This is a genomic window from Microbacterium xanthum, from assembly GCF_034531355.1.
GTDB classification, from domain to species: domain Bacteria; phylum Actinomycetota; class Actinomycetes; order Actinomycetales; family Microbacteriaceae; genus Microbacterium; species Microbacterium xanthum.
Window position 1 is genome coordinate 411,468 of record NZ_JAWHUE010000002.1, and the last position, 12,631, is coordinate 424,098.

General features: G+C 70.5%; 14 protein-coding genes. 13 read left to right on the plus strand and 1 reads right to left on the minus strand.

The window, feature by feature from the left end; translation table 11 throughout:
• From RZO50_RS07515 to tsaE, 9 genes are all read left to right on the plus strand, one after another.
• Positions 1–557, plus strand: a 557-nt coding sequence (locus RZO50_RS07515) for a hypothetical protein (RefSeq protein WP_322599096.1), incomplete at its 5' end; no start/stop codon positions are given.
• On the plus strand, positions 554–940 hold the full coding sequence (locus RZO50_RS07520) for an LPXTG cell wall anchor domain-containing protein (protein WP_322599097.1): 387 nt from the start codon (positions 554–556) through the stop codon (positions 938–940). The genes RZO50_RS07515 and RZO50_RS07520, both read left to right, overlap by 4 nt.
• A 69-nt stretch (positions 941–1,009) precedes the next feature.
• On the plus strand, positions 1,010–1,819 hold the full coding sequence (locus RZO50_RS07525) for a DUF5819 family protein (protein WP_322599098.1): 810 nt from the start codon (positions 1,010–1,012) through the stop codon (positions 1,817–1,819).
• A complete protein-coding gene (locus RZO50_RS07530) occupies positions 1,816–2,817 on the plus strand; it encodes an HTTM domain-containing protein (RefSeq protein ID WP_322599099.1) in 1,002 nt (333 codons plus the stop codon). The genes RZO50_RS07525 and RZO50_RS07530 overlap by 4 nt, the downstream gene beginning before the upstream one ends.
• A gap of 65 nt (positions 2,818–2,882) precedes the next feature.
• Entirely contained in the window at positions 2,883–4,730 is a 1,848-nt protein-coding gene (gene glmS / locus RZO50_RS07535) for a glutamine--fructose-6-phosphate transaminase (isomerizing) (protein ID WP_322599100.1), read from the plus strand.
• 88 nt (positions 4,731–4,818) lie between these two features.
• A complete protein-coding gene (locus RZO50_RS07540) occupies positions 4,819–6,786 on the plus strand; it encodes a S16 family serine protease (RefSeq protein WP_322599101.1) in 1,968 nt (655 codons plus the stop codon).
• 101 nt (positions 6,787–6,887) lie between these two features.
• Positions 6,888–7,271: a holo-ACP synthase gene (locus RZO50_RS07545; protein WP_322599102.1), complete on the plus strand. Its 384-nt coding sequence runs from the start codon at positions 6,888–6,890 to the stop codon at positions 7,269–7,271.
• Positions 7,272–7,291: 20 nt separating this feature from the next.
• A complete protein-coding gene (gene alr, locus RZO50_RS07550) occupies positions 7,292–8,395 on the plus strand; it encodes an alanine racemase (protein WP_322599569.1) in 1,104 nt (367 codons plus the stop codon).
• Positions 8,392–8,892, plus strand: coding sequence for a tRNA (adenosine(37)-N6)-threonylcarbamoyltransferase complex ATPase subunit type 1 TsaE (tsaE, locus tag RZO50_RS07555; RefSeq protein WP_322599103.1), 501 nt, complete (start codon positions 8,392–8,394; stop codon positions 8,890–8,892). Before alr ends, tsaE begins: the two co-directional genes overlap by 4 nt.
• Here tsaE and RZO50_RS07560 read toward each other — a convergent pair.
• Positions 8,876–9,802 carry an alpha/beta fold hydrolase gene (locus tag RZO50_RS07560; protein WP_322599104.1) on the minus strand — a complete coding sequence of 309 codons (927 nt, stop codon included), beginning with the start codon at positions 9,800–9,802 and terminating at the stop codon, positions 8,876–8,878. The two genes, tsaE and RZO50_RS07560, sit on opposite strands and share 17 nt — an antisense overlap.
• Before the next feature lie 83 nt (positions 9,803–9,885).
• On the opposite strand from RZO50_RS07560, the gene tsaB reads away from it, so the two are divergent.
• Genes tsaB through RZO50_RS07580 form a run of 4 tightly spaced genes read left to right on the plus strand, consistent with a single transcriptional unit; the run spans position 9,886 to position 12,630 of the window.
• Entirely contained in the window at positions 9,886–10,533 is a 648-nt protein-coding gene (gene tsaB, locus RZO50_RS07565) for a tRNA (adenosine(37)-N6)-threonylcarbamoyltransferase complex dimerization subunit type 1 TsaB (RefSeq protein WP_322599105.1), read from the plus strand.
• Positions 10,530–11,105 (plus strand): ribosomal protein S18-alanine N-acetyltransferase, encoded by a 576-nt coding sequence (gene rimI, locus RZO50_RS07570; RefSeq protein WP_322599106.1) that lies wholly within the window; start codon positions 10,530–10,532, stop codon positions 11,103–11,105. Before tsaB ends, rimI begins: the two co-directional genes overlap by 4 nt.
• Positions 11,102–12,190 carry a tRNA (adenosine(37)-N6)-threonylcarbamoyltransferase complex transferase subunit TsaD gene (tsaD, locus tag RZO50_RS07575; RefSeq protein ID WP_322599107.1) on the plus strand — a complete coding sequence of 363 codons (1,089 nt, stop codon included), beginning with the start codon at positions 11,102–11,104 and terminating at the stop codon, positions 12,188–12,190. Before rimI ends, tsaD begins: the two co-directional genes overlap by 4 nt.
• Positions 12,187–12,630, plus strand: coding sequence for a hypothetical protein (locus RZO50_RS07580; protein ID WP_322599108.1), 444 nt, complete (start codon positions 12,187–12,189; stop codon positions 12,628–12,630). The genes tsaD and RZO50_RS07580 overlap by 4 nt, the downstream gene beginning before the upstream one ends.
• The last annotated feature ends 1 nt before the right edge of the window (position 12,631 follow it).

Here is a 12,631-nt window from a genome sequence, read left to right on the forward strand (position 1 = left end):
TGATGCTGATGCTGATGCTGATGCTGATGCTGATGCTGATGCTGATGCTGATGCTGATGCTGATGCTGATGCTGATGCTGATGCTGATGCTGATGCTGATGCTGATGCTGATGCTGATGCTGATGCTGACACGGACGCGGATGCGGATGCCGACGCCGACACGGACGCCGATGCTGATGCTGATGCCGATGCCGATGCCGATGCCGATGCCGATGCCGATGCCGACGCCGATGCCGACGCCGACGCCGATGCGGATGCGGATGCGGATGCTGACGCTGACGCTGACGCGGATGCGGATGCTGACGCTGACGCTGACGCGGATGCGGATGCGGATGCGGATGCGGATGCGGATGCGGATGCCGATGCGGATGCGGATGCCGATGCTGACGCGGATGCCGATGCCGATGCCGATGCTGACGCGGACGCGGATGCTGACACCGATGCGGATGCGGATGCGGACGCGGATGCCGATGCGGACGCGGATGCCGACACCGATGCGGATGCGGATGCGGACGCCGATGCCGACGGTGGTGACTCCACGGCCGAGGCGACGGTGAAGTACACGACCATTCAGCGCGGCACGGGTGTGACGCAGGAGGTCTACGGCACCGGGTTCGAGCCGGGGGAGACGGTCACCGCGACGGTCTACTCCACGCCGTTCGACCTCGAACCGCAGGTCGCCGACGCGGCGGGCAACGTGACGTTCGCCTTCGCCGTCGACGCGGACTTCGACCTCGGAGCCCACCGCGTGGAGGTGACGGGATCCGAGTCGGGTGCGCTGCCGATGGATCGGGAGACCACCGACTTCACCGTCACCGCGCCGGCCCTGCCGGCCACCGGCGGCGGCGGAGACGGTCTGCTGATCGGCGGACTCGGGATCGGAGCCATCCTGGCGGGAGCTGCCTTGTACGTCCTCCGCAGGAAGAAGGCGACGATCTGACATCCTCGAGGAACGGGCGCGTCGCAAGGCGCGCCCGTTCCGGCATTCCACTCGATGAAGCGAGGAACCGTGCACGACAGCGCAGCACCGAGCGCCGATGCCGACGCGACTCCGCAGCCGAGGCGAACACCCCGGACCCCCGGGCGAGGCGCGACCGTCGCCGGGATCCTCACCGCGGCGATCATGGCCGCGTACGTCTTTGTGAGCATGGCGTACGTCACGCCGTCCTCGCCGGTCGAGACCGCCGTCCGCGAGGTGCTCTCGCCCTACTTCACGCAGCGGTGGAACGTCTTCGCCCCGAACATCCTCAAGGCCAATCGCGAGCTGGAGGTCCAGGTGCAGTGGCGCGAAGACGGCGAACTCGTGCACAGCGACTGGATCGCCCTCACCGACATCGAGTACGCCGCCGTGCGCGGCATCCCGACGCCCTCGCGCATCTCGAAGAACAGTTACAACGCGATGTCCGCCTACATGAGCCGTTACGTGGCGCTCACCGACGATCAGCGCGACCGCGTGCGCGACACGTTCATCGAGGCGGCCGACGGCGGCGACTTCCGGGCGATCCCGAACTCCGAACTCATCGACGAGATCGACGAGCTCGGTGACAGCCGCAGCAGCGTCATCCGGTTCCTGCGCTACGACTACATGCTCATGCGGTACGCGCAGGCGGTCGGGGAGGCGTACTTCGACGAAGACGTCGAGCGGGTGAGATGGCGGGTCGTGCGCGACAAGCCCAACGACTTCCTGCACCGATTCGACGACGAGAGGCAGACCGAGGTGACCACGACGACGTTCGGGTGGCGGATGCCGTGGAGCGAGGTCGATCCGGCGGTCGCCGAGATCTACGACGACGTGATCGAGAGGTACGCGGGACGATGACGGCGATCACGTCGGTGTGGCCGCGCTTCCTCGCGTGGCTGACGGGCGAGAAGCGGGCGACCGTGAGCTTCTCGATCCTGCGCATCCTCTTCGGGATCGCGATGCTGATCGTGCTCGTCCCGAGCCTGCCCGATCGGCACTACCTGTGGGGTCCCGGTGCGTGGTGGACCGAGCCGGAGGCCAGTCGTCGAGGCTGGTGGGAGTGGGTCCGGGCGCTGTATTCCCAAGACAGCATGTTCTTGTTCGACCTCGCCTACGGCGCCCTCCTCGTCCTCGTCGTCGTGTTCATCGCGGGCTTCCGGACGCGCTGGGTGACGCCCGTGCTCCTGCTGTTCTGGGTGGCGCTGTCGACCAACAGCACGGTGCTCACCAACGGCGGCGACACCCTCATGCGCATCGTGCTGCTGTTCGTCGTGTTCGCCGACCTCAGCCGTCATTTCTCGGTGGATGCCTGGCTGCGCCGCCGTCGACCGCGCACCGCTCCGGCGCGGACGATCCGCCGTCGCCGCATCCCCGACTGGGTCGCGCCGTGGTTGCACAACACCGCGCTCATCCTGTGCGTCTACCAGATCCTCCTGGTGTATCTCGTCTCGTCCGTGCTGAAGCTGCAGGGTGAGGAATGGCTCGACGGCACCGCGATCTACTACGCCCTCAACATCGATCAGTTCCGCGTGTTCGGGGTGCTCAGCGACCTCGTCTGGCAGTTCACCCCGGTCATCGTGCTGGGCACGTGGGTGTCGCTGTGGGTGCAGCTGCTGTTCCCGGTGCTGATCCTGTGGCGCCCCACTCGCTACGCCGCCGTCGTACTGATCACGGGGATGCACCTCGGAATCGGTCTCCTGCTGAGTCTCTGGCCCTTCTCGCTGGCGATGATCGCCCTCGATCTCCTCCTCATCAGAGACGCATCGTGGCGCGCCGCCGTCGGATGGGTCGGGGCACGCGTGCGCCACGCGAGGCGGGCGGTCGATCTCGTCGATGCCGATCGGGCGGCGGCGTAGCACCGGCTCAGCGGCGGGCGGTTCGCTCAGCGTCCTCGCACCCCGCGCCTCCTACGATTGACCTCATGTGTGGAATCGTCGGATACGTCGGCCCTCGGCAGAGCCAGGCCATCCTCCTGGCAGGGCTCTCGCGCCTGGAGTACCGGGGCTACGACTCGGCCGGCATCGCCGTGATCGATGACGACGGCGCCCTGGACATGCGCAAGCGCGCCGGCAAGCTGCAGGTGCTGCGCGATGACCTCACCGGTCACCCGATGACCGATGGCACCACCGGCATCGGTCATACCCGCTGGGCCACGCACGGCGGCCCCACCGACGAGAACGCGCACCCGCACCTCGCCGACGACGACAAGCTCGCCGTCATCCACAACGGCATCATCGAGAATTTCGGTGAGCTGCGCGCCGAACTCGACGGGCACCCGTTCCGGAGCCAGACCGACACCGAGGTCGCCGCCGTCCTCCTCGGGCGCGAGTACGCGGGCAACGGCGGGGACCTCGTCGCGGCGTTCCGCGCGGTCGTGGCGCGGCTGGAAGGCGCCTTCACTCTGCTGGCGATGCACGAGGACCACCCCGGTCTCGTGGTGGGTGCACGTCGCAACTCGCCGCTGGTGATCGGCCTCGGCGACGGCGAGAACTTCCTCGGGTCAGACGTCGCCGCGTTCGTCGAGCACACCCGCAACGCCCTCGCGATCGGGCAGGATCAGATCGTGGCGATCACCCCGTCCGGCGTGGAGGTCACGGACTTCTTCGGCGAGCCGGTCGATGTCGAGCCGTTCGAGGTGACGTGGGATGCCGATGCCGCCGACAAGGGCGGCTGGTCGTCGTTCATGGCAAAGGAGGTCTCCGAAGAGCCCGAGGCGGTGGCCAACACGCTCCGCGGACGCATCCGGGACGGCGCCGTGGCGATCCCGGAGCTTGAGGGCCTCGACGACCTCTTCCGCGACATCTCGCGGGTCATCGTGGTGGCCTGCGGCACCGCGGCGTACGCGGGCATGGTCGCCAAGTACGCCGTCGAGCAGTGGGCGCGGGTGCCGGTCGACGTCGAGCTTGCGCACGAGTTCCGCTACCGCGACCCGGTGATCGGGCCCGACACCCTGGTCGTCTCGATCAGCCAGTCCGGGGAGACGATGGACACGCTGATGGCGGTGAAGTACGCACGGGAGCGCGGCGCGAAGACCCTGTCGATCTGCAACACGCAGGGAGCGACGATCCCGCGCGAATCCGACGCGATCGTCTACACCCACGCCGGCCCCGAGGTCGCCGTCGCCTCCACGAAGGCGTTCGTCGCCCAGATCACCGCGCTGTACCTCCTCGCGCTGCACATCGGGCAGGTGCGCGGTGCGATCGCCGCGGACGACGTCGCCGCCCAGATCGAAGAGTTCGAGGCCGTCCCGGGCAAGATCCGCCGGATCCTGGAGACCGAGCAGGAGCGCATCGAGCAGTTCGCCCACTGGATGGCCGACACCCGCTCCGTGCTGTTCCTCGGCCGTCACGTCGGCTACCCGATCGCGCTCGAGGGTGCGCTCAAGCTTAAAGAGCTCGCGTACATCCACGCCGAGGGCTTCGCCGCGGGTGAGCTCAAGCACGGCCCGATCGCGCTGATCGAGCCCGGTCAACCCGTCTTCGTCCTCGTCCCATCGCCGCGCCACTCCGCGCTGCTGCACGCCAAAGTCGTCTCCAACATCGAGGAGATCCGCGCCCGCGGCGCCCGGGTCATCGCGGTCGCCGAGGAGGGCGACGCGGCCGTGCTGCCCAAGGCCGACGAGGTGTTGCGCATCCCGCTCGCCGGGCCGCTGTTCGAGCCGCTGCTGTCGGTGGTGCCGCTGCACATCTTCGCGATGGGGCTCTCCACCGCCAAGGGCCTGGACGTCGATCAGCCCCGCAACCTCGCCAAGTCCGTCACGGTGGAGTGACCGCGCGGGGGAGCGCTCTCATCGTGCTCTCATGGAGCGTTCGCGCGGAGTTCACCCGCGTCGCCTCCGACGTCACTACCGTCGAGGGGTGATCGAATCGCCTGGCCGCCGTCGGACCCTCAGAGCCCTGGTGGCCGCGACGCTCACGGTCGCTGCGCTCGTGCTCTCCGGGTGCGCGTACGACACGAACGGGGCGGTTCCTCTCGGTGCTGACGGCCTCTCGGTCGGCTATCGCCTCGCCGAGGCGGAGGTCCCGATCCTCTACGCGGCGGGCGACAGCGGTGGTGTGGCCGTCCAACGCATATCCGTCGAGCCTTCCGGTGACGGAGAGCTCAGCATCGACATCTCGCACGACGAGGTGGCGGGCGTCGGAGACATGACACAGGCAGCATCGTGGAACGCCGTTTCCGTCGCCACGCTGCTGACCGGCGCTCCACTGGATCAGTCCTACCGCTTCGCCTTCGACGGCCGCGTCGACGGTCCGAGCGCGGGGGCGATCACGACGGTCGCGCTGCTCTCGCTCTTCCACGGTCATCAGCTCGCGCCGGACGTCGTGATGACGGGAACGATCAATCCGATGGGGACGATCGGTACCGTCGGCGGCATCCCCGAGAAGGTCCGCGGTGTCATCGAGCACGGGGGGATCACCACGGTGCTGATCCCGACCGGACAGCGCAACGTCATCGACGCCGCCGGCCAGGAGATCGACGTGGTCGCGCTCGGGGCGGCGGGCGGAGTGGATGTCGTCGAGGTCGCGGACATCGCCACGGCGTATCCGCTCGTCACCGGACAGACCCTTCCCGGCCCCGCCGCATCGGGAGCACCCGCGGTCAGTGCGGCCGGATACGACAAGTTCCGAAGCGCGACCGACGGGATGCTGGCCACCTACGAGCGTGCCCGCGGCGACTTCGCCAGTCTCGACGCGTCCCTCCAAGCCGCGGCGGGCACCATCCCGGAGGATGCCGCGGCGTACGCCGAACGATCGCGTTCGCTGCAGGCGCAGGGTCTTCAGGGGGGCGCGTTCTACGAGGCCTCCCAGGCGGCTCTGCTCATGGATGCCACCGCCTCGGCGTTCCGCACGGTGCAGGACCTTCTCATCACCGGCGGTGACGCCATATCCACACGATTGGATTCCGCTGCGTCGGCCGAGGGGGAATTCCTCGCCTTCCTCGATCAGCTCGGGACCTTCGAACCCGAGACCCTGGGAGACGCCGAAGCGCTGATCACCGCCTACGGGAACGCCTTCGACTCGTACACGCTGCTGCAGTTCGCGACCGCGGCGCTCGAGGAGGTCGCCGCCGGCATCGCCGCAGCGACGTACACGGACCTCGACAGCCTGCTCTTCGACGCGCTCATGCCCCTCGTCTACTACGACGTCGCTCGTGGCAATCTCGAGTTCGCCAAAGCGGTCTTCGAGGTGGGCCGCGACAACGGCGGCGCCGCCCTGGAGCCCGATGCCGACCTCGAGGCGATCGCCTCGTTCTTCCGTCGCGCCGCAGACGCGGACTGGGCGGCCTTCGAGACCGGTGTGATCCAGCCCGCGGCCGAGCAGCGGGGCGCGTCCAACGACGTCTTCCGGAACGCCCTGGCCGCCGTCGACCTGGACGTGGCGCTGTCCTACACGGCGCAACAATCGGTCGCGTCGATCGAGCGATACCTGGCCGAGGGCGGCAACGCGCCTTTCGCGACGATGGGATACGGCTACGCCAACTACGCGCGCAATGCCCTGCTGATCGAGAAGTACTACAACAACGGCGTGCTCGACGAGAACCTCGAACTCGTCGGCGTCGCGTCGGAGGCGGTGCTCACCAACGCCCTCGAGAACGGCCGGGACCAGTCTGCGGCCGGGATCGCCGCCCTCGAGGCGCAGGAGACGGACCCGGTCCTGACAGCCGGCGCGTACGAGCAGGCCGGCGTCGCTCGCGAGGGCGACCTGTCCGAGAAGTTCTCCGCCATCGCCCAGTACTCGGCCGCGTACGTCCTCACACGCATCCTCGCCTACGCCGGCGGCTTCGAGCGCGAAGGCTATGCGGCCGAGGCGGCCGACTCGCGGTAGGTGCGCGCCGACCGACGGCGCCGGCTCGCGACCGACGGCGGGCGCCGCGATAGGCTGGCCAGGCGTCGTCGGACGCCACGGCGGACGGCGAAGGGAGCGCGATGATCGTCGGAATCGGCGTCGATCTGGTCGACATCGCCCGCTTCGAACGCACCATCTCCCGAACGCCCCGTCTCCTCGAGCGACTCTTCTCGCCTGCCGAACGCCCGCTCAAGCCCCGCTCCCTTGCCGCCCGGTACGCCGCGAAGGAGGCGCTCATCAAGGCGCTCGGCGGATCGGACGGTGTGCACTGGACCGACATCGAGGTCACGAGTGAAGCCTCCGGACGCCCCTGGTTCGCGCTGTCGGGATCGACCGCCGACGTCGTCTCGGCGCGAGGGATCACGACCTTGCATCTGACCATGTCGCACGACGCCGGGTTCGCCATCGCCTACGTCGTCGCCGACGGCGAGGTGTCGCCGTCTTCGCGAGAGGAGACCCCGTGAGAGGCATCCACCACGGCGACATGCGCGAGGCGACCGTCGATCTCGATGCGATCACCGCCAACGTGCGTCACCTCCGTGCGCTGGCCGGGGTGCCCGTCATCGCGGTCGTCAAGGCCGACGGCTACGGGCACGGCGCGCCGCGCGTGGCGGCCGCCGCTCTCGAGGGCGGCGCGTCGCGTCTGGCCGTCGCGGACCTCGACGAGGCTCTGGCGCTTCGTCGCGCGGGGGTGGATGCGCCCCTGATGGCGTGGTTGCACGCCCCGGGCGCCTCCTTCGCCGACGCGGCCGCGGCCGGGGTCGAGATCGGCGTCTCGCGCATGGATCAGCTCGTCGCGGCGGCGGATGCGGCCACCGCAGGGCGACCGACCGCGGTGCATCTGAAGCTCGAGACAGGGCTCGGCCGCAACGGCATCGCCCCCGCCGACTACCGTGTCGTCTTCGCCGAAGCCGCGCGCCTCGAACGGATCGGGCGGCTTCGGGTGCGGGGGATCTTCAGCCACCTCTCCAACGCCTCGCCGGACGACGACCGGGCTGCTCTGACGGCGTTCGAGGCGGGCGTCGCCGAGGCGGCGTCCCTCGGCCTCACGCCGCAGATCCGGCATCTGGCTGCCACGAACGCCGCGATCTCGCTCCCGGAGACCCGGCTGGATGCGGTCCGCATCGGCATCGGACTGTACGGGCTGTCACCCTTCGACGACCGCACGTCCGCCGACCTCGGCCTGCGCCCGGCGATGACGTTGCGCGCGCGCGTCGCCGCGGTCCGGCGCGTGGCGGCGGGGCAGGGGGTCTCGTACGGCTACGACTACCGGGCCGTCCGCCCGACGACGCTCGCGCTCATCCCGCTCGGATACGCGGACGGGGTGCCGCGGCAGGCCTCCGGACAGGGGCCGGTGGCCATCGGCGGCGAGAGGTTCCAGGTCGCGGGACGGATCGCGATGGACCAGTTCGTCGTCGACGTCGGAGACCATGACGTCTCGGTGGGCGATGAGGCGATCCTCTTCGGAGATCCCACCCTGGGCGCCCCCTCGGCGGACGAGTGGGGCGACGCGGCCGGGACGATCAACTACGAGATCGTCACCCGCATCGGATCGCGCGTGCCCCGCGTCTACGGGAGCCCGTCATGACGGGGTTGGATGCGATGCTCGGCACGCGGGAAGTGACGAGTCCCGCCGACATGCACGCCTTCGGCGTCGAGATCGGACGGATGCTGTCGGCCGGCGACCTCGTCGTGCTCACGGGCCCACTCGGCGCGGGCAAGACGACCCTGACCCGCGGGATCGCCGAGGGTCTCGGGGTGCGCGGGCCGGTGCAGAGTCCGACGTTCGTGCTCGCCCGCACGCATCCGTCACTGGTCGGAGGCGCACCCCTCGTGCACGTCGACGCCTACCGGCTGGGGTCCGCCGCAGAGCTCGACGACCTCGACATCGACGTGGACGCTTCGGTGGTGATCGTCGAATGGGGCGCCGGCATGGTCGACGGACTGCGCGAGATGTGGTGGGAGATCGAACTCGATCGCGAGTGGCACGGCCGCGGTGTCGACACCGCCTGCGGAGTCACCGCGCACGAGGCCGACCTCGACGCCGATTCGCCGCGGGCGGTGACCGTCACGCGCCGTCCCTGACCTCCGCGATCGCATCGAGGACGGCGTCGGGGCGCTCGACATGGGCGAAGTGCGCGGCGCCGGTGACCGGATGAACGGTGAAGCGCGGGATGCGCGCGGCGAACGCGGCGTCGTCGCCGGGTGAGGCGAACACGTCGGCCGGGCCGCGGACCGAGACCACCCGGCACCGGATCGCGCGCCACGCATCCTCGTCGTAGACGGCAGCCGCCCGCGCGACCCGCGCGAAGGAGGCCGGGCGGATCTCGGAGCGGAACGCCGCGACCACCGTGGGGTCGACCCGAGCGGCGAACAGCGGGCGGGCCAGCGCAGGAAGGAGGCCCGCGGCGGCGACCGCGCCGACGACCGCGTCGCCGGCCGGCCCGAGAGCGGCGAGCACACGCATCGTGGCCCGCATCCCGGCGAAGCCCGGCAGTCGCATCCCGCCCCGGAGCGGTCGGCGGGAAGCGTCGAGCGCCGCGGCGCCGGTGGGGGAGACCAGGACCGCGCCGAGCGTCGTGTCCGGCTCCCGCGCGGCGACGTCGAGTGAGACCAGGGCGCCGAGGGAATGACCCACCACGATCGCTTGCTCGTAGCCCAGTGCGACGACCACCTCCGCGACCGCGCGAGACACGTCGGCGACGGTGGTGGATTCCTCGAGGGGAGCGCTGTCGCCCCACCCGGGCAGGTCGACGGCGACCACGTCGGTGAGTGCGCGGCCGCTGCCCTCGGCGTATGCGGCGAGCGGCGTCCACGTCGTCCACGTTCCCGCCGCGCCGTGGAGGAGAACGGTCGCGACCGGACCGGTGCGCCGCGAGACCCGCGCGGTCAGATCGCCCACACCGGTGGCGACGCTCACGGTGCGCCAGCGGAAGCGCGCCGGCTCGGCGACCAACGGGGGAGTGCCGCGTTCGCGCACGTACCGGGGGAGCATCCGCATACGGGGTGTTCGTGGCCGCGCGCCGGATCGGATCGTCGCCGCGCTCGCAGACCTGCTCTCCGATTACGCTGGAAGGCGTGATTCTGGGCATCGACACGTCGATCGGCACCGCCGTGGCGGTGATCGAGCCGGACGGTGTCGTGCGGGCGCAGCTCGACAGCGGCGACCCGCGCGGGCACGCCGAGGTGATCGGCGACCACCTCGCGCGAGCGCTGGCAGAAGCGCAGATCTCGAGCGGCGAGATCACCCACGTCGCGGCGGGCATGGGCCCGGGTCCGTTCACGGGACTCCGCGTGGGTATCGCCGCCGCACGCACCTTCGCGCTGGGTCGAGGCATTCCCGTGGTGCCCGTGGTCAGCCACGACGCCGTCGCCCTGGACCGCCTGCTGCTCGCGGCCCTCACCGATGCCGGCGAGGAGCGTTTCGCCGTGGTGACCGACGCCCGGCGCCGCGAATTCGCGTACACCGTCTACGAGGGCATGGACGACGACGGCCTGCCCGTCCGCGTCACCGACCCCGCGCTGGTGCCCCGCGACGAGATCGACGCGACCCTCGAAGCGCTCGGCGCCCGCCGCCTCGACGCCACCGTCGTGCCGGCGGGGATGCTGGCTCTCGCCGCCGCCCGCGCCGTGGCCGCCGGACGCCGCATCGCCGGCGATGACGCGCTCTACCTGCGTTCACCGGATGTGTCAGCCCCGACGGCACCGAAGCGAGTGGGCGGATGAGGCTCCGGCCGGGCGGAACAGCGGACCTCGACGCGATCATGGCCCTCGAGCGTGCTTCTTTCCAGGGGGATGCGTGGAGCGAAACGGCCATGCGTGCCGAACTGGCCTCGCCCCACAACCACTACATCGTCGCCGAGCAGGCCGGGCGTCTCGTCGGGTATGCCGGGCTGCGCGCTCCAGACGGGGCGAAGGACGCCGATGTGCAGACGATCGCGCTCGACCGGTCCGCGCGCGGACGGGGGCGGGGTCGGACGCTGTTCCGTGCCCTGCTGGCGGAGGCATCGCGCCGAGGCGTGCGCGAGGTGTTCCTCGACGTCCGTGCCGACAACCCGCCGGCTCAACGGCTGTACGCCTCCGAGGGCTTCCTCGAGATCGGCCGCCGCCCCAACTACTACCCCGACGGCAACGTCGACGCGATCGTGATGCGCCTGGACGTGCCCGGATGGGCTGCGGCCCGCGCATCCTCCTCCCCGATGTCGGAGAATCGGGCCGATGTCGGAGAATCGGGCGCGAATCCTCCGACATCGGGCCGGATCTCCGACGAACGCGGCGAGGCAGGAGCGTGCACGTGAATCGCGACGAACCCCTGGTGCTGGGGATCGAGACCAGCTGCGACGAGACCGGCATCGGGATCGTCCGCGGCCGCACCCTGCTGTCGAACACCATCGCGTCGTCGATGGACGAGCACGCCCGGTACGGCGGTGTCGTGCCGGAGGTCGCCGCGCGCGCACACCTGGAGGCACTGCAGCCGGCGATCGAGGCCGCGCTCGCCGAGGCGCACGTGTCCCTGGCGGACATCGACGCGGTCGCGGTGACGAGCGGGCCCGGCCTCGCGGGTGCGCTCATGGTCGGCGTCGGTGCGGCCAAGGCGCTCGCCGTGTCGCTGGACCGCCCGCTGTACGCGGTGAACCACCTCGTCGGGCATATCGCCGCCGACATCCTGGATGCGGATGCGCCCCCGCTGGAGTATCCGACCGTCGCGCTGCTGGTCTCCGGCGGCCACACCTCGCTGCTGCTGGTCCGCGACCTCACCACCGACGTCGAACTCCTGGGGGAGACCGTCGACGATGCGGCGGGGGAGGCCTTCGACAAGGTCGCCCGCCTGCTCGGTCTGCCCTACCCCGGCGGTCCCGAGATCGACCGGGCTGCGGCGAGCGGCGACCCGGATGCGATCCGGTTTCCGCGCGGCCTGTCCCGCGCCAGCGACCGGGCCGAGCACCGGTACGACTTCTCGTTCTCGGGCCTGAAGACCGCCGTCGCGCGCTGGACCGAGCAGACGCGTGCCGGTGGGGGGGACGTCCCGGTCGCCGATGTCGCGGCGAGCTTCCGCGAGGCTGTCGTGGATGTCCTGGTCACCAAGGCGCTCGACGCCTGCGCCGCCTACGGCGTGCCGCGCCTTCTGCTCGGCGGTGGGGTGATCGCGAACCGGCGCCTGCGGGACGTCGCCCTCGAACGGGCCGAAGCGGCAGGTGTCGCCGTGCGCATCCCCCCGCTGTCGCTGTGCACCGACAACGGGGCGATGATCGCCGCGCTGGCGTCGCAGCTGATCATGTCGGGGCGGCCGCCTTCGACCTTCGCCTTCGGCGCCGACTCGACTCTGCCGGTCACCGAGATCCAGGTCGCCGAGAGCACCGACGGACGGACGGACGCCGCATGAGCGAACGCGAAGAGACCCCGGCGGAGCCTCCCTCGGAGGACCTTGCGCCGGTCGCCGGTGAGTCGCGACTGCCGGGGGAGCACCGCGGCGGCTTCTCGCGCCTCCCGACGGGTCCGCTCGGCATCACGGAGATGACGGCCCCGCCCGAGCCGGAGGCGGCGCCGCCGACCGACTCGTGGGCGACCCCGGCTCCGCCGTTGCGCAGTGCGCTGTCGGGCTGGGCCCTGGGGGTCGCGATCCTCGGACTGGTGGTGTCGTTCTTCGTCGGGTGGGCGTTCCCCCTCGGACTCATCGCGATCGTCGTGGCGGCGATGGCGTTGCGTCGCCTCGTCGAAGACCGCGCGATGGCGATCTGGGCGATCTGCATCGCCGCCGCCTCGGTCGTCTTCAGCGCCGGCTGGCTGGTCTTCGCCGCCTACAGTGCGAGCCTGTTCAGCTGAG